The sequence below is a fragment of the Steroidobacter sp. genome (assembly GCF_036406195.1).
Classification (GTDB): Bacteria; Pseudomonadota; Gammaproteobacteria; order Steroidobacterales; family Steroidobacteraceae; genus Steroidobacter.
In genome coordinates, this window is sequence record NZ_DASWVW010000019.1 from 211248 (window position 1) to 231621 (window position 20374).

General features: G+C 60.8%; 14 protein-coding genes. 11 read left to right on the plus strand and 3 right to left on the minus strand.

From position 1 onward, the window contains the following. Positions 1 to 62: 62 nt before the first annotated feature. The 11 genes from VGE08_RS09080 (at position 63) to VGE08_RS09130 (ending at position 14844) form a co-directional block, all read left to right on the plus strand. A complete protein-coding gene (locus VGE08_RS09080; protein ID WP_331067547.1) occupies positions 63 to 713 on the plus strand; it encodes a hypothetical protein in 651 nt (216 codons plus the stop codon). Positions 714 to 738: 25 nt separating this feature from the next. Then, entirely contained in the window at positions 739 to 2313 is a 1575-nt protein-coding gene (locus VGE08_RS09085; protein WP_331067548.1) for an FAD-binding oxidoreductase, read from the plus strand. A 55-nt stretch (positions 2314 to 2368) separates the two neighbouring features. Beyond that, entirely contained in the window at positions 2369 to 3247 is an 879-nt protein-coding gene (locus VGE08_RS09090) for an amidohydrolase family protein (protein ID WP_331067549.1), read from the plus strand. After that, complete coding sequence (locus VGE08_RS09095) at positions 3244 to 4797, plus strand: class I adenylate-forming enzyme family protein (RefSeq protein WP_331067550.1); 1554 nt, start codon at positions 3244 to 3246, stop codon at positions 4795 to 4797. Before VGE08_RS09090 ends, VGE08_RS09095 begins: the two co-directional genes overlap by 4 nt. 87 nt (positions 4798 to 4884) lie before the next feature. Next, complete coding sequence (locus VGE08_RS09100; RefSeq protein ID WP_331067551.1) at positions 4885 to 6084, plus strand: CoA transferase; 1200 nt, start codon at positions 4885 to 4887, stop codon at positions 6082 to 6084. Between the two features lie 2 nt (positions 6085 to 6086). Continuing rightward, a complete protein-coding gene (locus tag VGE08_RS09105; RefSeq protein ID WP_331067552.1) occupies positions 6087 to 6719 on the plus strand; it encodes an isochorismatase family protein in 633 nt (210 codons plus the stop codon). 8 nt (positions 6720 to 6727) lie between these two features. After that, a complete protein-coding gene (locus tag VGE08_RS09110) occupies positions 6728 to 7633 on the plus strand; it encodes a hydroxymethylglutaryl-CoA lyase (RefSeq protein ID WP_331067553.1) in 906 nt (301 codons plus the stop codon). Between the two features lie 45 nt (positions 7634 to 7678). Next, the gene (locus VGE08_RS09115; protein ID WP_331067554.1) at positions 7679 to 9766 is read left to right on the plus strand and encodes a hydantoinase/oxoprolinase family protein; all 2088 of its coding nucleotides are present in this window, start codon (positions 7679 to 7681) and stop codon (positions 9764 to 9766) included. Positions 9767 to 9809: 43 nt separating this feature from the next. Next, on the plus strand, positions 9810 to 11702 hold the full coding sequence (locus tag VGE08_RS09120; protein ID WP_331067555.1) for a hydantoinase B/oxoprolinase family protein: 1893 nt from the start codon (positions 9810 to 9812) through the stop codon (positions 11700 to 11702). 107 nt (positions 11703 to 11809) lie between these two features. Continuing rightward, positions 11810 to 12631 (plus strand): nickel transporter, encoded by an 822-nt coding sequence (locus VGE08_RS09125; RefSeq protein WP_331067556.1) that lies wholly within the window; start codon positions 11810 to 11812, stop codon positions 12629 to 12631. A gap of 188 nt (positions 12632 to 12819) precedes the next feature. Continuing rightward, entirely contained in the window at positions 12820 to 14844 is a 2025-nt protein-coding gene (locus VGE08_RS09130) for a TonB-dependent receptor (RefSeq protein WP_331067557.1), read from the plus strand. A gap of 88 nt (positions 14845 to 14932) precedes the next feature. On the opposite strand, the gene VGE08_RS09135 is transcribed toward VGE08_RS09130, so the two are convergent. From VGE08_RS09135 to VGE08_RS09145, 3 genes are all read right to left on the minus strand, one after another. Beyond that, positions 14933 to 16141, minus strand: coding sequence for a hypothetical protein (locus VGE08_RS09135; protein ID WP_331067558.1), 1209 nt, complete (start codon positions 16139 to 16141; stop codon positions 14933 to 14935). A gap of 999 nt (positions 16142 to 17140) precedes the next feature. Beyond that, positions 17141 to 17767 carry a hypothetical protein gene (locus VGE08_RS09140; RefSeq protein ID WP_331067559.1) on the minus strand — a complete coding sequence of 209 codons (627 nt, stop codon included), beginning with the start codon at positions 17765 to 17767 and terminating at the stop codon, positions 17141 to 17143. Positions 17768 to 18314: 547 nt separating this feature from the next. Beyond that, a complete protein-coding gene (locus VGE08_RS09145; protein ID WP_331067560.1) occupies positions 18315 to 20342 on the minus strand; it encodes an alpha-ketoacid dehydrogenase subunit alpha/beta in 2028 nt (675 codons plus the stop codon). Positions 20343 to 20374: the final 32 nt, after the last annotated feature.

Here is a 20374-nt window from a genome sequence, read left to right on the forward strand (position 1 = left end):
CGGACGCTTCTTCTCAGATCGGCTTCTCAGGAAAGACCCAGGACATGACTGATTCGTACTCGTTGCTCGTTCTCGTCCACATCCTGCTGCTGGTGTTCTGGCTGGGTACGGATGTCGGCGTATTCGTTTCCGCGCTCTGGGTGAAAAAGCGCGGTCGACCCTTGAGCGAGCGATTTCTGCTCCTGCAATTGGGTGCTCTGCTCGATGTCATGCCGCGTCTGTGCTCGGCTCTGATGTTTCCGGTCGGTGCGATGCTGGCCAGAGCGCGGTGGGGGCTCCACATCGACGACGCGGTGCTCGGGGCGTTGTGGTCGATAGCGCTCGTCTGGTGCTTCGCGATCATCACGGCCTACCGTCGGCATGACACGCCCGTTGCTGCATTGATTGGAAAAATCCAGAACATCGGCCTGGCGCTCGCTGGGCTTGCCTTGATGGGCTGGGGATCAACGCTACTCGGAGGCGACGGGGTCCCCGACTGGCTCGCGATCAAGATCATTCTGTTCGGGGTGATCTTCTTTCTCTCCATCGGGATCGATCTCACTTTCCGCCCGGTTATCCAGACGCTGCTCGCCATGGCTGCTCCAGGAGGTGGCAGTGACGCGCAGGAAAGTGCTCTGAGGACAAGCATCAATCGCTGCTGCGCAGTAGTGCTCGCCCTGTATGCGGCGGTCGTCGCGATGAGCGCGCTCGGCGTCATACAGCGTCCGTTCTAGACCGGTCGATAGTTTCGCCATGAACATGACACTAGCAGCAGATGTCGCCGTACTGGATGAGCTGGAGCAGGTTGTCGGTGCGGCGCGCCTGCTGACCTCGAAAGCGGACCGCGAGTACTTCGCGATGGACGTCTATGGAGCCGGCGAGACGCCCATCGCAGTTGCTCTTCCGGAAACGGTCGCGGAGGTGCAGTCGATCGTACGGGTCGCCGCTCGGCGCAAGATTGCCATCGTCACGCGCGGTGGAGCCGCGTCCTATACCGCGAGCCATCTGCCGTCTACACGTAACTCACTCATCATCGACACCTCACGGCTGAACCGCATCCTCGAAATCAACGAGCGCGACATGTACGTGACTGTCGAAGCGGGCGTCACATGGAACGCTTTGCGCGAGGCGCTGAGCAAAAAGAAATTGCGAACCCCGTTCTGGGGGCCATTCTCCGGTTTTGCATCGACAGTCGGTGGCGGCGCTTCGCAAAACGCGGCGAGCCTCGGCTCCGGCGCGTATGGGATTTCCGCCGACTCGATTCTCGGTTTCGAGGTCGTGCTGGCGAATGGCGAAGTGCTGCGCACGGGCAGTCACGCGATCGAGAATGGGAAACCGTTCTATCGATGGTATGGCCCCGATCTGACCGGACTTTTTTGCGGCGACTCAGGTGCGCTCGGAATCAAGGTGACGATTACTTTGCGGTTGATTCCAGAACCGGAGGTGTTCGGCGCCGCGTCCTTCGGGTTTGAAACGTTCGAGGCGATGGCGGCGGGTCTGGCGGCCGTCGCACGCAGCAATGTTGCCTCGGACAATTTCGGGCTGGATCCGAAGCTGCAGCAGGGCCAGATGGGCGAAGTGACGGTCAAGGACGCGATCGCTTCCGCGATTCGGGTCGCACGCGCGTCCCGCAATCCTCTCGAGGCCGCCGCAAGGCTCGCCAGCATGGCAGCTGCCGGCAAGAGATTCCTGTCGGGTTGGGCCTATTCGACGCACTTCACCGTAGAAGGTGTCTCGAAGGCGGAGATCAGGTCGAAGCTCGCTGTGGTTCGCCGTGCAGTCAAAGGTTACGGGCGGGAGACTGCGAACACGATTCCAACGGTGATTCGGGCCGCGCCCTTCGTGCCGTTGAATGTCATGATCGGACCCCGCGGCGAGCGCTGGGCTCCGCAGCACGGGGTCATGCCGTTCTCGGCGGTCAGCGAGTTCCATTCGCGCATCACTCGGTTGTACGCGGCGAACGCCGAGCGAATGAAACGGGAGCGGGTAACGAATGGCGCCATGTTCATGACGCTCGGCACGCACGCATTTCTTTATGAGCCCGTCTTCTATTGGGAAGACGAGTTGACCGCGTATCACAGGCGTTATCTCTCGGCGGAATTCATCGGGCAATTGCCCAAGTATCCCGAGAACCTGAATGGGCGTCGTCTCGTGGCCGAGCTGCGTGAGCAGATACGGGAGATATTCTCCGCCGTAGGGTCCATCCACTTCCAGATCGGCAAGTGCTACCCATACATGAAAGGCAGGCAAGGCGAGGCGGCTCAGGCGCTTCGCGCCATCAAGCAGCAGCTCGATCCCAACAATTTGATGAACCCTGGCGCGCTGGGACTGTGAAGACACATCCATTTCAGCCGCTCCAGGCATTGACCACACACCGACGAAGATAGAAATGTCCGGGTACATAGATATTGTCTGCAATCTGTACGACCCCGAATCAGTCAAGAAGAATCAAACGGGTATCGATGAAGCTTTCAAGCGCCAGGTGCGTATGGATCGGCGCTTGTGGGGCGGTGTTCCCGTGTCGCAGTACCTGCGCAAGATGGACCGTGCCGGGATCGAGCGGTCGCTGCTCATCGCGGTGCGCGCCGGCGATCTCAGGGTAAGGGGTAGCTTTGAAGTACCTTACGAGAGAGTCGCGAAAGTCTGCGCGAAGTACCCGGATCGCTTTTCCGGACTGGCGGGTGTAGATCCCACTCGCGGGATCGAGCAGCTCAAAGATCTGGATCGAGCCATCAACGAGATGGGCTTCGTCGGCGCTCATCTGTATCCACATTGGTTCGCGCTCGCTCCCGATCACGCCAAGTACTACCCCATATACGCGCGTTGCGCCGAACTGGACGTGCCGATCATGATGCAGATCGGGCACAACCTGGTGTACTCCTCCGAGCGTCGGCTGCCCTCCGTCGCAAAGCCCATTACCCTCGATACGGTCGCTATCGATTTTCCCACACTGAAGCTGATTGGCATCCATATCGGCGTCCCGTGGACGCAGGAAGCCATCTCCATGGCATGGAAGCACGAGAACGTCTATCTCGCCGGCGACGCCTACGCCCCGAAGCACTGGCCCAAGGAGTTCGTTCACTACGCCAACACCTACGGCAGTCACAAAGTGCTTTTTGGCACCGATTGGCCGGTCATCGATCCGGAACGCGCTGTTGCGGAAGTCGCCGCGTTGGGGCTGGAGAGCTCATCTCATCGGCGTCTGATGCGAGACAACGCGCTCAAGCTGTTTACACGCCTGCCGGGCGCCGTGCGGAGACGCCAATGACCGCACCTAATCGGCGGTGCGATCCGCTCTTGCTGTCGAGCGGGCTCCACGCGGTCGCGCTGCGCTTTCCGAGCAAGCCCGCGCTGTTGTTCGGCCAGATCACACGCACCTACGCGGAGCTCGCAACCCGCGTCAGGCGTGTGTGTGGTCTAGCGCGATCTCTTGGCCTGCGCAAAGGCGATCGGGTGGCGGTATTCGCTCCAAATTGCGCCGAGTATCTCGAGCTTGTCGCCGGTTTGGCTGACGCAGGCCTGATTGTCGCCACTCTGAATGCGCGGTCCACGGCGCACGAGCTAGCGGCGGCCTGCGATGACTGTGAGGCTCGTGTTCTGTTCGTGCACAGCCAGCTCGCCGGCGCGGCGCACGAGGCGCGTTTCAAGACGGTCGAGCGCATCATCATTCTCGGCGAGGAGTACGAGGGGCTGTTGCGTGACGCGCCGGAATGTTCCCCTGTGCCCGATATCGAGGAAACCGATCCGTTTGCTCTCGTGTACAGCTCGGGAACGACGGGGAAACCGAAGGGAATCCTCATCAGTCATCGCTCACGGGTGCTGACATTCCATGCGATGGCGATGGAGTACGGTTGCTACGGGCCCGACGACTATCAACTTGGCATCGCACCGATGGCGCATGGCGCCGGATTCGCATTCATCATGGCCAGCGTCTTCTTTGGCGGGACGGTCAAGATTCTGCCGTCCTTCGACCCGATGGAAGTCGTGGCGACGCTGGCGAGCGAGCCGTTTACGAGCGTGTTCATGGTGCCCACTCATTTCCACGCGATTTTCGCCGCCGAGAAGTCGCAGCTCGATCGATATCGCGGCAAGGCGACCACCCTGAAGTCGATCATCTCGAACGCTTCGGCATTGCCGCAGACCACGAAGGAGAAGATCGTAGCATACTGGGGAGAGGGCCTCCTGCACGAAACCTACGGCTCGACCGAAGCGGGTATCGTGACGAATCTTCGACCACGATTCCAACTGATCAAGCGCCAGAGCGTCGGGCCGGCCTTCGCGCTGAACTGCATTCGCTTGCTGGATGACGACGGGCGCGAAGTAGGCCCGGGCGAAGTGGGGGAGCTCTTCTCGCGCTCGCCCTATGTGTTCAATGGTTACTGGAATCAGCCGGAAGAGACCGCGAAGGCACTGCGGGATGGCTGGGTGACCGCTGGCGATCTCGCACGCCGCGACGAAGATGGATTTCACTACATCGTAGATCGCAAGAAGGACATGGTCGTGACCGGAGGATTCAACGTGTATCCACGCGAAGTGGAGGAAGTGCTGCATCGACATCCTGCACTACTCGAGGCGGCGGTCGTGGGAACTCCGGACGAGTACTTCGGCGAGGCTTTGTGCGCCTTCTTGGTCGTTCGACAGGGCATGCACGTGAGTGCGGACGAGTTGCAGCAGCATTGCCGCGAGATGCTTTCAGGCTACAAGGTGCCGAAACACTACCGCTTCGTTGCTTCGCTCCCGAAGAATGCCGGAGGGAAGGTCCTGAAGACAGCGTTGAGCAAAAGTTTCATTGAAGAAACGTCTCGCGCCGCCAAATAGGACCGGGCGGCCCGCGGGATCCGGACCAGGATCGCGCGGGCGCGCTGGATTGAATGTGAAATTTCTGCTCTTGGATGGGAACAAGACGTGACTGAAAAGAACGGCCCGCTATCCGGCCTTCGCGTCATCGAACTGGGCACGCTGCTCGCGGGTCCGTTCTGCGGCCAGTTGCTCGGCGACTTCGGTGCCGAAGTCATCAAGGTCGAACCGCCGGGCAAGGGCGACCCGATGCGCGCGTGGGGTCGCAAGAAACTCAATGGCAGCTCGCTGTGGTGGCCGGTTGTCGCCCGCAACAAGAAGGCGATTACTCTGGACCTGCGTCAGGCGGAAGGTCAGGCGCTGCTCAGGTCGCTGGTCGAGAAGGCGGATTTTCTGATCGAGAACTTCCGACCCGGCACCATGGAGAAATGGGGTCTGGGTTGGCCGGAGCTCTCCGCCATCAATCCCCGTCTGATCATGGTTCGCGTGTCGGGCTACGGGCAAACCGGGCCCTACTCGAGAAGAGCGGGGTTCGGCGCCATCGGCGAAGCCATGGGCGGTCTTCGCTATGTGGTTGGAGACCCGAGCACGCCGCCTTCGCGTATGGGCATCTCGATCGGAGACTCGCTCGCAGCGACATTCGCCTGCAATGGGGCGCTCATGGCTCTACATCACAGGCACGTGACAGGTCGCGGACAGGTGGTGGATTCGGCGATCTACGAAGCTGTACTCAATATGATGGAATCCCTGGTGACGGAATACGACAAGCTCGGACTGATTCGCGAGCGTACTGGCGCCATCCTACCCAACGTTGCGCCGTCCAATGTCTACAAGACGCTCGATGGACTCGTGCTCATCGCCGGCAACCAGGATACTGTGTTCGGCCGGCTGGCCGAGGCGATGGGCCAGCCTGAGCTCGCGAGCGATCCACGCTATGCGACGCATAGTGCGCGCGGCGAGAATCAGGCGGAGCTCGATGCGCTCATCGAGCGCTGGACTCAGACGCTGAGCACGAGCCAGGTCCTGGATCTCATGGACCAGCATGGCGTGCCTGCGGGACTGATCTATCGGGCGCCTGAGATGCTGGCCGATCCGCATTTTCAAGCGCGTGAGGCCATTGTATCCGTGCCGCACCCGGAGTTCGGCGAGCTGCGTATGCAGAACGTCGCGCCGAAGCTGTCCGAATCTCCGGGCAGTGTGCGCCTGCCGAGTCCCACACTGGGACAGCACAACGATGAGGTCTATCTCGACCTGCTTGGCATTGCGCGCGAGCGGTATGAAGAGCTGAAGGCGCGCAAGGTGATTTGATCGTGAGCACGCCCCAGGTCAGCCACGAAAGCCGCGGTTTCGACGGTGTGCTTCAAGCCGGAGCGCAACCAGCACTGGTGATCGTGGATTTCGTGCTTGCGTACCTCACGCCGGGTTCGCCGTTGTACGCCGATGTGGCGAGCGCGAGAGACGCCTGCGCTCGTCTGTTGCGAGTTGCCAGGGCGGCGGCCATCCCGATCGTACACACGAACGTGCGTTATCAGGCGGGCGGACGAGACGGCGGCGTGTTTTTCCGCAAAGTGCCAGCGCTGCGCTGCTTCGAGGTTGGCGCCGATCCGGAGCTTGCACGCTTCGATCCAGCGCTTGAACCCATTCCCGGCGAGACGGTGATCTCGAAGCAGTACGCCAGCGCCTTCTTCGGGACGTCGCTCGCTTCGATGTTGACGGCCCTTCGGGTCGACACGTTGCTGATTGCTGGCGTCAGCACAAGTGGCTGCATCCGCGCGACGGCCGTGGACGCTTGTCAGCACGGGTTCATACCGCTGGTTGTTCGCGACGCGGTAGGCGACCGTCAATCGGCTACCCACGAAGCGAACCTGTATGACCTGCAGGCGAAGTATGCAGAAGTCATCAGCTTGAATGACGCAATCGAGTTACTGCCGCCAGTGAAATGAGCGTGAGCATGGCTAGAAAGATAGAGATCGTGGAAGTCGGACTCCGCGACGGGCTGCAGAGCGAAAGCATTGTGCTCCCCACGGAGCAGAAGATCGCTCTCATCGAGCGCCTCATTGCGGCCGGCGTCAGACGGCTCGAGGCGGCGAGCTTCGTGAATCCGAAGAAAGTGCCGCAGATGGCCGATGCCGAAGCGGTGCTGGCGGGGGTACCGCGCCGTGCGGACGTCACTTACACCGGACTGGTATTGAATCGCAGGGGCGTCGAGCGCGCCGTTGCGGCAGGCTGCGACGAGATCGGCATGGTGATCGTAGCTAGCGATACATTCAACCGTCGCAATCAGGGTGTGCCCACGCAAGAGTCCGTCGACAATTGGCTCGAGATTGCAGCAGCGGCGCGCCGTAGCGGAGTCCGGGCGCAGGTCACGATCGCAGCGGCGTTCGGTTGTCCGTTCGAAGGCGAAGTCCCGTTGACCCGCGTACTGGATATAGCGCAGCGCGCAGCGGAAGGTGAGCCGTGCGAGATCGCGTTCGCCGACAGCATCGGCGTAGCGGTTCCAGCCCAGGTAAGCGAGTTGTTCGGACGCATGCGCGAATTGCTGCCCGGGATCGCGCTGCGCGCGCATTTCCACAACACACGTAACACCGGAATCGCGAATGCCTGGGCGGCGCTGCAGGCGGGCGCTGCCGCCCTTGATGCGAGCATTGGCGGCATCGGAGGTTGTCCATTCGCGCCGGCGGCCACGGGTAACATCGCTACCGAGGATCTTCAGTATCTGCTCGAACGCAGCGGCGTCGAGACGGGACTGTCCTTGCGCGCGCTGCTGCAGACGAGCGAATGGCTGCAGGAATCTCTGGGGAAGACTTTGCCCGCGATGCTCTTGAAGTCAGGCGGCTTTCCACGGTCGAGTCTCTGAAACAAGAGCTTGTTATAGAAAAGTTCAGTTCACACGGGTGATCACATGAGTTATCGATTGGGCGTAGATGTAGGCGGCACGTTCACGGATTTGCTGCTGGTGGACGACACCAAAGGCGACGCGTGGTCGGCGAAGGTGTCAAGCACGCCGGCGGATCAGTCGATTGGTGTGTTGAACGGCATTGCGCGAATCTGCGAGCGAGCGGGTATCTCCCCCTCGCAGATCGACTCCGTAATGCACGGCACCACGGTCGCGACGAATACGGTGCTTACGAACACGGGCGCCAAGTGCGGACTCGTGACAACACGCGGTTACCGCCAGGTGCTGCAGATTGCACGATCCTTTGTGCCGGGCGGCCTGGGCGGCTGGATCGTCTACAACAAGAGCCTGCCGATGGCGCCGCTCGCCTGCACGATCGAAGCGCACGAGCGCATCAGCGCGAAGGGCGAGGTGCGCGAGGCACTTGATGAGGGGAAGTTGCGGGAGAGCCTGCGTGGTCTGAAAAACAAGAATATCGAGGCGCTCACCGTATGCCTGATCAACTCATTTGCAAACGATGTACATGAACGACGCGTTGGCGAAATCGCAGCGGAAGAGCTGCCGGGAGTGCCGGTGTCGTTGTCGTGCGAAGTCGCGCCGGAGATGCAGGAGTACGAGCGCGCCGTGACGACAGTCGCTAACTCGTATGTACGTCCGCGCGTACAGCGCTACGTGAAGAACCTCACATCTAAACTCGAGACCAATGCACGCCAGGTGAGGTTGCACATTCTGCGCTCGGACGGCGGGCTGGCCCCGGCACGTGCGGCGGAGGAATTCCCCGTAAATCTGCTGATGTCAGGTCCGGCGGGTGGGGTATCGGGTGCGGCGTCGATAGCAAGACAGGCTGGCTTTCCCAACGTGCTGACGCTCGATGTGGGCGGCACCTCGACTGACGTGGCGTTGATCCAGAACGGTCAGGCGCAGCTGCGTCGTGAGACGACGGTGGGCGATGTGACGGTACGTGCTTCCTCCGTTGACATTCGCACCGTGGGGGCGGGCGGCGGCTCGATCGCCCACGTGCCCGAGCTGACGAAGGCGCTGCGTGTCGGTCCGCAAAGCGCGGGCGCCGATCCAGGTCCTGCTGCTTATGGGCGCGGGGGCACAGAACCGACCGTCACCGATGCGAACGTCGTGCTTGGCTATATACCGGAACAACAGCGCCTGGGCGGAGATCTGCCGCTCGATCGTGATCTCGCGAAGGCGGCGGTGCAGAAGGTGGGTGACGCGCTTGGCCTGACGGCGCACCAGGCGGCCGAGGGCATTTACAACATCGTCAACGAAAACATGACCGGCGCACTGCGATTGGTTTCGGTGGAGCAGGGTCATGATCCGCGGGACTACGCACTCATGGCGTTCGGCGGGGCGGGTCCCTTGCACGCCAATGCACTCTCGAAGCTGCTGGGTTCCTGGCCTTCCATCATCCCGCCGGGGCCCGGCGTGCTGTGCGCTTTGGGCGACGTGACTACAGCGATTCGCGATGAACGTTCGCGAACCTACGTGCGCGCCTTCAAAGAGACGAGTGCGCTGGAGGTTGCGGAGATCCTGCAAAGCCTGGCAGATGAGGCTTCGAAGGGGCTATTGGCGGCTGAGAGCGTCGATGAAGCAGAAATGCGCACGACCTACGAGGTGGATCTGCGCTACCGAGGTCAGGGACTGCGGCTTACGGTCAGCGTCGACCTGGAGAGCCTGAAGAAGGAAGGTCTCGACGTGATTTCGAGAAAGTTCGACGAGGAACACAAACGGCTGTTCACTTTTGCGCTGGATCTCGATCATGAGCTCGTGACGTTGCGTGCCGCCGTGAGCGGCAAGGGCGCGACGGTGCAGCGGCCCGCGCTGGCGCAGGGTTCCGCGGATGCGAGCGCCGCAGTGGTGGGAAAACAAACGGTTTTCATGGAAGGCACCGAGCAGACCGCATCGGTCTATCAGCGCACGAAACTCAAAGCCGGAAACAAAGTGGCGGGGCCTGCGATCGTGATGGAGATGGACTCCACGACCGTGATCCTGCCCGGTCACTACGGCGCGATCGACGCCTTCGGCAATATTCTGATCTATCCGGACGGCTACCAGGTGAAGCCTGGCAAACGCACGAAGTAGTAGCCATCCGTTCACGCCGCCTCCGGACTCAAGGTACATAGCGATGTTCACCAAGCTCGTACAGACCAACACGACGCCGTTCAACAAGGTTGCCGTCGATACGGTAACGATAGACATCATTGAGAGCGCGCTGCGCAACGCACGTTTTGAAATGGATACAGTGCTGTTCCGCACGGCCATGTCGCCTGGCATCCGTGAACAGCACGATGAGTTTCCGATGATCGCCAACTCCGAGGGCAAGATGGTCGTCGGCCAGTTCGGCTCGTTCATTCACGGCTTCATGCAGGGTATGGACGATACGATCGAAGAGGGCGACATCTTTTTTACGTCCGATCCGTACTCGGTGAACGGCGCGATCAGTCATGCAAACGATTGGCTGCTGCTCATGCCGGTCTTCAAGGACGGCCGGCTGATCGCCTGGTCGGCGATGTTTGGCCACATGACCGATGTCGGCGGCAAAGTGCCGGGCTCCCTGCCGACCGATGCGCGACAGATATATGAAGAAGGCGTGGTCGTGCCACCACTGAAGATCTACCGCAACGGCGAGCTGCAGTCGGACGTGCTGCGCGTGATTCTGCATCAATGCCGCCTGCCGCACTGGAATCGCTCGGATTTCAACGCGATCGTCGCAGCGCTTCGAACCGCCGCGAGACGCTGCATCGAGATCGCCAATCGGTTTGGGGATGACGTTTTCTACTCGGCCATGCAGGCGATGCTCGATCGGAACAAACGCGCGATGCGTGAGCTGATTCGGCGTAACGTGCCTGAGGCGAAGCAGAGCTTCGAGGACTACATCTGCGACGACGGCCTGGGGATGGGGCCGTATCGCATCGTGTGCTCCATGTGGCGCGAGGGCGATAAGTGCATCTTCGATTTCAGCGGCACTGACCCGCAGTCGATCTCCTCGATCAACTTCCTGTTGAACGAAGAGATGTTCAAGATGTTCGCGGGTATCTACATGATCATGGTTTTCGACCCGCAGATTCTGTTCAACGACGGGTTCTACGACCTCATGGAGGTGCGTATCCCGCCGGCGACGCTGCTCAAGCCCTTGAAACCTGCGGCGTTGTCATGCCGCACGCATGCGCTGGGGCGAATCTTCGACATCCTCGCGGGGCTGCTCGGTCAGGGCAACCCGGATTTCCTGTGCGGCGCAGGGTTCTCCGACAGCCCGCATCTGATGTACTCGGGGTACGACAAGAACGGGGACTGGTATCAGCTGTTCCAGATCACTTTCGGCGGCATTCCGGGCAAGCCAAGTGGTGACGGGCCGGATGGACACTCCCTATGGCCGTCGTTCACCAACGTGCCAAACGAATTTCTGGAAAGCTATTTTCCGCTGTGCATAGAAACCTACGAAACCATTGCGGATACTGGTGGCGCAGGGAAGTTCCGCGGCGGCAATGGCCTGCGAATCGGCTACCGCTTCCTGGAGCCAGGCGAGATTTCAATCCACGATGATCGCTGGCTCACGTATCCGTGGGGCGTGAACGGCGGCGAGCCGGGTGCACGTAGCAAGAGGGTGTTGATTCGCGTGGACGGCTCGCAGGAGTTGCTGCCCGCGAAGGTCGATCGTGTCAAGGTGGAAGCGGGCGATCTGCTGCTGGCCGACACCTGGGGGGGAGGCGGTTGCGGCGATCCTCTGGAGAGAGAGATCGAGAAAGTGCGCTTCGACGTTGAGGCCGGTCTGGTCACGATCGAAGGTGCCCGTCGCTACGGGGTGGTGATGAAGGACGAGTCCACCGTGGACGAGACGGCGACGGCCAATTTGCGCCGGGAGATGGCGGCGCAGCGTCCGCCGAAGAAGCTGTTCGATCGCGGCTTCGAATCCATCGAGGCGTTGCGGGCGCGCTGCGAAACCGAAACGGGAATGCCCGCACCCAAACCGCCGACGTTCGCTCCGCATGCACGGGCGGCTGCCAGGTCAGTAAAGTGAGCAAGAACGATCGATGAAACGGCAGCTTGCGTCCCAAGCTGCGCAGTTGCATCGGGCGTCAGCACTGCACACTGATATAACTGAGTAGGAGTAGTGATTTGGAATCCTTGACTCAATCGTGGAGCAACATCCTCCTACTCGCGTTTGTGTTCGGCCTGAGGCATGGCTTTGACGCTGACCACTTGACGACGATTCAGGGCATGACGCGACTTCACCTGCATCGCCGGCCAAAGCTGGCGGACTGGTGCGGTGCCTTGTTTTCAGCGGGACATGGAACGGTCGTGATGGTCGTTGCATTTGCTGCGAGCCTGCTGGCGCACCAATGGAAGGTGCCCGGCTGGCTGTCGCTTTCAGGCGCGCTGATCTCGATCGGCTCCTTATTGTTTCTGGGGCTGCTGAATGTGCATTCTGTATTCAGCGCGAGGGCCGACGAAACCGTGGCGCTACGTGGTCTGAAAGGCCATTGGTTGGGAGGGCTGGCTCGCGCCGGGCATCCGCTAGTGATCGCGGGCATCGGAATGCTGTTCGCGCTGTCATTCGATACGGTGAGCCTGGCGGCGCTATTCGCTCTGACGGCGCAGCGTTTTGATGGCGCATTCGACGCGTTGATCCTCGGGGCCGCTTTCACGATGGGGATGTGGGCGGCGGACGGTCTCAATGGTCTATGGATCGCGCGACTGCTCCGGCGCGCCGACGCCACTGCGCTTCTCGTATCGCGCATCCTGGGCTTGTCGCTGGGCGGTCTGAGTCTGGTGGTTGCCGGATTTGGGATTGCGAAGATCATTTCGCCTGTCGTCGACGAATGGAGCGACGGGCGGGAGCTGGCTGTGGGGCTGGCTACGCTCATACTGCCGATTGCAGTATTTGTGTTCGCAATTAGAACGGTCGACTCCCAGTCCGATTCCACTGCCAAGTCGACGGGCTCCTAGTCTGAGCCCCGCCCATACGATTGAAGACTCGTAGGAGAGCTCGTGTGAGAAGTCGCGGGCCTGTTCGGGAAGGCCGCGTCGCTACCCGATCGATGGTGCGAAACGCGGGCGCTGTGCCTGGTCGCACATCAGCCCGGCGCTCGAGAAGATCAGCGCCATGGATCTTCGCTGAATCGGTCATTGCCGCCATGGTGAGCGCCTTCTGCGGCTCGGTCGCATCGGCTGGTGGGGTGCCCACGGCCGTGCTCGAAGAGGTTGTCGTGCTAGGTCGGCTGGATCAGCTGCATGGCGCGCCACTATCCGCAAGCCAAGGCGTAGTAGGACCCGGGCAGCTGGATATGCGCCCCGTATTGCGTGCGGGCGAACTGCTCGAAGTCGTGCCTGGGCTGATCGTTACGCAACACAGCGGCGACGGCAAAGCAAATCAGTACTTTCTGCGCGGATTCAACCTCGATCACGGCACCGATCTTGCGACCAGTGTGGACGGCGTTCCCATCAACATGCCTACGCATGGCCACGGTCAAGGCTACACAGACATAAACTTCGTCATACCGGAGCTTGTGCAGTCGATCCAGTACAGCAAGGGGCCGTACTACGCCGAGGCGGGCAACTTCTCTGCCGCGGGTGCGGTCGACATAGAGTATCGCCGCACGCTCGAGGCGCCGTTAGTGATACTGGAAGCCGGCGAAGACAGCTATGCGCGCGGTCTTATGGCGGCTGCTCCGCAGCTGGGCGGCGGCGCGCTGCTCATGGCCCTGGACTACGCCCACATCGACGGCCCATGGCTGCTCGAGGAGAACTATCGTAAGCGCAATGGGTTGCTACGCTATAGCCGTGAGACCGAGCGCGGTTTGTTCGGCGTCACGGTTCAAGGCTACGAGGGCGATTGGCGTTCGACCGATCAGATTCCTTTGCGCGCAGTGCAAGCCGGCCTCGTCGACCGCTTCGGAACTGTTGATCCCACCGACGGCGGCTCCTCTCACCGGTACAGCCTGTCGGCGGAGTGGAGCGGTTCGCTCGGCCCGGGCCGGTCTTCGCTGCTGCTGTATGCGGTCGATTATGACCTCGATCTCGTTTCCAACTTTTCGTACTTCACCGATCCGGAGAACGGCGATCAATTTCAGCAGATCGATCAGCGGCGGATCTACGGAAGCAGTTGGTCGTGGAGCACATCTACCGACTGGCTCGGACGCCAGCAGGAGCTCTCCACGGGCGTGCAACTACGACATGACGATATCAAGAAAGTCGGTCTGCATCGCACGATCGCTCGGCAACGCTTTCAGACGATACGTGAGGACGCAGTTCAGCAAACCAGCTACGCCGTCTACGGTAGCGTCGCAACGAGCTGGAACGACAGAGTCCGAACGACTCTCGGGCTGCGCGCGGATCGATTCGAGTTCGATGTCAACGCGGGTCTAACCGCCAATGCCGGGCGCAAGAGCGATTCGATCATCAGCCCCAAGTTCACCCTGGTGCTCGGGCCATGGGGGAATACAGAGTTTTTCTTCAATGCAGGTAAGGGCTTCCATAGCAACGATGCTCGCGGTACGACGATAAACGTGGATCCCACCGACGGCCTGACGCCCGTCGGTCAGGTGGATGCGCTGGTCGATGCGATGGGGTTCGATATCGGAATGCGTACGGCCCTTGCTTCGAACGCGCAGATCACCGTTTCACTGTGGACCTTGAAACTGGATTCCGAGCTGGTGTTCATCGGCGACGCCGGTACGACGGAAGCCAGTCGTGCCAGCAAGCGTCGCGGAATCGAGGCGTCTGTCATCTGGTCCCCTGTGAGTTGGCTGATCCTCGATGCAGATCTGGCATGGTCACGCGCGGCTCTTGGCGGCTTTGATCCTGCCGGTGACCGTATTCCGGGCGCGGTCGAGAATGTTGCGTCGCTCGGTCTGGCGATAGACCATCCAAGCGGCTGGTTTGGCGGCGCACGGTTTCGCCGCTTCGGGGAAGCTGCACTGATAGAAGACAATTCAGTGCGCTCGAAGCCGACGACAATCGTGAACATCGAAGCCGGCTACCGCTTCTCGAATCGTTACAAGATATCCACTGCTGTCTACAACGTGTTCGGCAGCGACGACAACGACATCACGTATTTCTACGAGTCTCAGCTTCCGGGCGAATCGCAGCCGGTCGCCGATGTTCATTTCCACCCGGTGGAGCCGCGCACGATGCGCGTGACGTTAACCGCGAGTTTCTAGCCGGCTACACGAACTTCCATGTGTCGCACAGCTGCGTACTCCGACCGGCGCCTGCCGCAGCTTGCAGGCGCCGGTTCCAGAGTCAGTTTCAGTACGCCGCGTCGAAGCCGATCAATGCGTAGTGTTCCTTCGTCTGATGCCCCACGAACGGCGGACCACCGCGTTCTTCGCTCAGCAGATCGATGTTGATTTCGAAGACCGCTTTCACGTTGCGCATGAAGTAGTACGAGGCGCCGAGCGCCAGCGAGTTGATCTTGAGGCCCTCGAAAATCGTTCCGGTGCCATCGAAGTCGCCATCGTCGGTATAGTTGTACAAGGCCGAGAACGCCCATTTTTCGTCATGGATATAGTCGACGCCCACGAAGCCCCCGAACCAGTCGTAGTCTTCGCCCGGCGTGGCATCGAGAAAGTCTTCCCAGGAATTCCAGAGCGCCTGTGCGTACCAATGCACCTTGCCCATGACGGAGCCGGAGGCGTCCACGCCAAGAATCCGTTTGTCCGTATCGCGTGTTCCGGTGGCACTGCCTGCGAAGCCGGTCGCGCTGCGTTGCTCGCCCGTCAGGCCGAACAGACCAAGGTTCACGGGTCCTGCGGCAAAACCGGCGCGGCCGAAATACGTCTTTGAGGAATCATTGTCGAATAAACGGTCCGGTCGCCGATAGCCGGGACTGTCGATCGGAAAGTTCTGCTCGATCCCGTTGCCGTTCGTGACGCCGACGGCAATATCGACGGGTCCGAAGCCGCGATCCAGGATGACGCCGCGATCGTACGTCACGCCAGCGGCTCGATACACATAATAGTCCTGGAACGTGAGCCGCACTTCGCGCGGGAACATGAGGTCCGAAATTTGGAATTGCCCGAGCTGCGCTCCCACACCGGTTCCGAAGACATCATCATGTCGAAACCATGCATCCTCGATCAACGTTTCGCCGTTGCCGCCTTTCTCCGCAAAGATTCCGTAGAAATAGAACGTGATGTGATCGGACAGCGGTGCGCTCGATAGAAGCTTGATCAGGTAGGGCGCTTGGAAGTCGAAGCTCGAGGCATTGCCCGTCGGGCCGGTCGTAACGTCGAAGTCTTCGCCATCGCGACCCTGGGCGAATGCTTGCGCGCGGATCGCGAGCGGTAAGGACTTCGGCAACGCCAGTCGAGAGTCGCCGAGGTCGGTCATCGTGTCGCGCCACTGCGGCATGCGGTAGTTCATGGCGGCGAAGGTCTCTCCATACGCATTCAGCTTGGGGAAAGCGTCATGGCACAGCACGCAGCTCACGTTGTATTGGCGAGCGAACGCAGGCATCGCGTGTGACGTGCTAAGAAGTGACCCGAGAGCGCACATGAGTAGTGCGACGAGAGCGGCGAAGCGATTCAGATGCATGTCTTTCCCCATCGACCTTCATTAACTCTTGTAGTTCAAACCCAAACCTGAGCTGTTGCACTACGTTTTTTTGCGGGTGTTACGGCGGGCGGCGAAATACGCACGCGCCGTCGGCGCCACGGCGTCATTTCATGGAATAGCCATATTGCCGAGTTCCAGCTGCGCCGCCGTGGGCGGGCTATCTTACCAGAAGAGCAGTGGAACTGTCGGCCCGCCGCGGACGCGCGACGCAGCCATCTCTACGAACCATTGACCGGTAAACAGCGCGACTCCCAGGTGGCCTGGCCAACTTCCACGGGGTGATGACGATGCCCAGAAAAATAGCAAGTGTGGTATTCACGTGGCCATTGTTGCCAGGCGAGTCCATGAGTCATTACGCAAATGGCGCAGAACCTCTAGCAACTGCCACGCATTGGGCATTGAAGCGAACGAGTTGTATTCGCGTCGGGCAGCGAGGCAGTTTGAAATCCAGCGGGTGGTCTATACCGATTGCGTCGCTCTGGTGGGCTTCACTCCGAACGGCATCGAAAGACAATGCCGGCTTTCCATACGACGGCCCGCCACCAGTTCGGCCTGCCAGTTTCTCATAAAGATCGCGGGCCGAAGTCGCCTTCATACGAATTCTCCTGCCCTAACGCTTCTGCTCACGCGCCGCGTTTTGGTGCGGCCGCGTGCAGCGTTTTGTTGGGCTGCTTTCACCATTGACTGCTTCTGTGCCAAACGACAAGAAACTCCAGTGGCTGACAAGCATAAGGAGGGATCGGCGCGTTTCTGCGGAAACGTCAAATGTTAAATTCCGCTCTGATCTTGGGCGCTCGCGCCCTACAGCGATGGGACTCGCGCGCTGGCCCGCGCGGACTGGAACGCGCATCAAAGCGTGAGGCATGCGCGCCCTAACCGACAACCATCAGCCGCGTGTGTCTAGACGTCACGTGCGATGCGGCCAACTACTCGGCGAATCGAGAGTACGAGCAAGCCAATTCCCCCTCCGGCCAGCACCCAATCAATAGTAACGCCGAGATACACCGCCCCAAACACTCCGTAGAACAGCGCCGCGAACGACAGAACCAGGGACCACGCCCGTGAATCCAGGCCGCTGAAGATGATGGTGACACCGACCACAAGCGAAAGTGATGGGCAGGGAATTAGCCCGAGCGGTGCCGCATACAAGTACGTAGAGGGAGGGGCTTCCTCTAGAAAGTGTGGATATGCCCAGCCAAAAGCCACCAGCGAGAAGCCGAGCAAGCGCCAGGCGGGATGGGCCCGTTCAGCTGCTCTCCTGCTCAAGTTCCAAAGAAGTGCAACCAGAGTTATCGATAGCGCCGCGAATGCTGTGCCATTAAATGGATTCCCGCTGACCCATGCCAACACGCTCACCGACGCCAAGAGCGGAATCAAGAGCGCACCAACCAAGCGATTGTGTGCAGGGAAGCCAAACAGCGCGAAGGCAACCAACAAACCGCAGTAGATGTGCCAAAGGACCGCCAACGCCCCCCAGGACTCGGCGATGTTCGCTAAGCCTTCGAGAATTTCGCCAGCGCTCGGCATTGTTGTGGGTCTGAGATGACGTTTCCGTGCCGTCTGACTCTTATATAGACGGCCTAAATGCAATGGCACTTAGTTAGCGCCCTGCAGTGGTTGGCGGTTAGCGGTTAGGGCAGAACGGAGGCCAGGATTTAGCTCATTTCTGGCCAACCGCTATCCGCTATCCGCTGCGACAAAGACGGTTGACTAAGCACCATTGGGCCTAAATGCGGTAATCCATGCCGCCGCGTGTTTCTGGATGCCGCGAAAGTGCGGTGTATGCCCAGCCAGCCTGGCTCCGCTTTCCGCTTTTGTCAGCCAAGATAGTGCCGCATGGTTGCCAGCGTCAATCTGCCAGTCATTGGCGTGAACAAGGAGGTCCTTGTCGCCTGATCCGCAGGATCGAAACTCGCCGCGGCTGCTCGACCAAATACGTGAGCTGATATGAATCCGCCACTCCAGTTTGCCGAAAACGCCGTCGCCACCGGCCAAGGTGCGCGCGCCGCAGCGACGCGGCGCGCGAGATGGGCAACTTCCCAAAGTGAGCCCCGATGTTGAGGGATGGCGGCGTTCAGCGAACAGAGCTGGCGCACAGGTCGGTGATCGCCTTCAGGATGGTTTCGACGCCTGGGGTGAGCGCTGCTTGCAGAATCGGCGAGGCTGGCATGCGAATGTTCGGGCAGCCGAGGCGCTGTACGATGGCCCCGGGTTGTCGCTCGCAGATGCCCGCCATGATCTCCGCGCCGACACCTCCGCACACATTGGCTTCATGCAGGATCAGAACGCGTCCTCCGCATCTTTCGACTGTCTCGTCGATAGCGTCAACGTCCAGCGGTGAAAGCCATCTCAAGTCGAGCACGCGCACGGACGTGCCGGACTCCTTTGCTCGCCGAGCGGCCTGCGCTGCCAGGTCGACACACGTTCCCCACGTGATGATGGCGAGGTCGCTGCCGTCGTGACGGACACGCGCGCCTCCGATCGGCTCGGGCGTATCGTGGAATTGCACCGGTCCGGACATCTGATACAGCGCGCGAGATTCGAAGATGATGACAGGATCCGGGTCGGCGACAGCGGCCCGCAGCATGTCATACGCGTCCTGTGGCGTGGCCGGCATGCCAATCCGCAGCCCCGGTATATGAAAGAGTAATGCTTCAAGCGACTGCGAGTGCTGCGCGCAGGAACCCGGTGTCACTCCTTGCTGAGTGCGTACTACCAGCGAAGCGTGGGCGCGTCCTTCGCTTACGTAGCGCACATTGGCAGCTTGATTGATCAACTGGTCGAGCGCGACCAGCAGAAAGTCGCCCCACATGATCTCGACGATCGGCCGCAGTCCCTTGATCGCTGCGCCGACGGCCGATCCCAGGATCGCGCTCTCCGCGATGGGAGTGTCGAATACGCGCTCGGGTCCGAAGACACGTTGCAGGTCGCGCGTTGCGCCGAACACGCCACCTGCTTTGCCAACGTCCTCGCCGTATACGAGCACGTCGGGTCGTTGCTCGAGTTCCCTGCGCAACGCCTCGTTTACCGCTTGAACGTAGCGCACTTCTTTGGTCTCAGCGGCTGCCGGGGCCGCATTGCGTGCGGTCGTGCAAGGCGCGAACACATGATGTGTCGCGGTGTGCGCATGAGGATCAGCTGCGTCCAAGACACGCTGTTCGACTTCTTCGAGCTCGCGATCGACGTCGCTGCGGATCTCCGCGAGCTGCGTTGCTAGCAACGCGGAACTTACCGTGAGCATTTGTTCCAACACGACAAGAGGATCGGCTGCGGCGGCGCGCGCCTTGTCCGAGTGAGGGCGATAGTGCTCGATGTCGCGGTTGTAGTGTCCCCACAGCCGCGGTACGGTGCATTCGATCAGCGTCGGGCCGCCGCCTGCGCGCGCGCGGGCAACTGCATCCATTGTGGCGTCACGCACAGCGAATGGATCCGAGCCATCGACGGTTATGCTGGGCATGCCGTACGCCGCCGCTCTCTCTGCAAGTCGCTCGATTCGCAGAATGCTCGAAGTCAACGTGAATTCCGACCAGCCGTTGTTCTCGCAAATGAAGATCACCGGCAATCGGCGATAAGAGGCGAATACGAATCCTTCGTGCAGCGAGCCCTGGCTCATTGCGCCGTCTCCGAAGCTGACCACCGTGACAGCGCCTGTTCCGCGGATCTGATCCGCGAGTGCAGTCCCGCAGCCGATCGGGACGCCGGCGCCCACGATGGAGTTCTCTCCGATGAAGCCTTGCCAGGGCGCCATGAGCATGGCCGATCCGGCGCGGCCGCCATTGAGTCCGCTCGACTTGTGGCAGATCTCGGCCAGCAGACTCTCGGCGGAAATACCGGTGGCGAGTGCCCATCCATGTCCTCGGTAGGTGGCGACAGTGCTGTCCTGTGGATTCAATGCGGCGATCGCTCCGACTGGGACTGCCTCCTGGCCGGCGCACAGGTGGACCGAGCCGCTGATTACCGGCGGCTGCCGCGCGGTCAGGTCGCGTACTCGCTGCTCGAATGCGCGGATCGAGTACATCGATCGATAGAACTGCAGCGCGCGCGCCCCTTCTTCTCTCGTAAGTGAGCGAGATGTCTTGCTGCCTGGTGTGTGGATCGTCACGCGCCGTTCTCCAGAGTTTGGTTCGTTCTGCT

Coding starts and splice junctions, on each gene's coding strand:
- VGE08_RS09130 (WP_331067557.1), top strand. CDS start 12,820: ATGGTGAGCGCCTTCTGCGGCTCGGTCGCATCGGCTGGTGGGGTGCCC.
- VGE08_RS09090 (WP_331067549.1), top strand. CDS start 2,369: ATGTCCGGGTACATAGATATTGTCTGCAATCTGTACGACCCCGAATCA.
- VGE08_RS09115 (WP_331067554.1), top strand. CDS start 7,679: ATGAGTTATCGATTGGGCGTAGATGTAGGCGGCACGTTCACGGATTTG.
- VGE08_RS09110 (WP_331067553.1), top strand. CDS start 6,728: ATGGCTAGAAAGATAGAGATCGTGGAAGTCGGACTCCGCGACGGGCTG.
- VGE08_RS09140 (WP_331067559.1), bottom strand. CDS start 17,767: ATGCCGAGCGCTGGCGAAATTCTCGAAGGCTTAGCGAACATCGCCGAG.
- VGE08_RS09120 (WP_331067555.1), top strand. CDS start 9,810: ATGTTCACCAAGCTCGTACAGACCAACACGACGCCGTTCAACAAGGTT.
- VGE08_RS09135 (WP_331067558.1), bottom strand. CDS start 16,141: ATGCCTGCGTTCGCTCGCCAATACAACGTGAGCTGCGTGCTGTGCCAT.
- VGE08_RS09095 (WP_331067550.1), top strand. CDS start 3,244: ATGACCGCACCTAATCGGCGGTGCGATCCGCTCTTGCTGTCGAGCGGG.
- VGE08_RS09085 (WP_331067548.1), top strand. CDS start 739: ATGACACTAGCAGCAGATGTCGCCGTACTGGATGAGCTGGAGCAGGTT.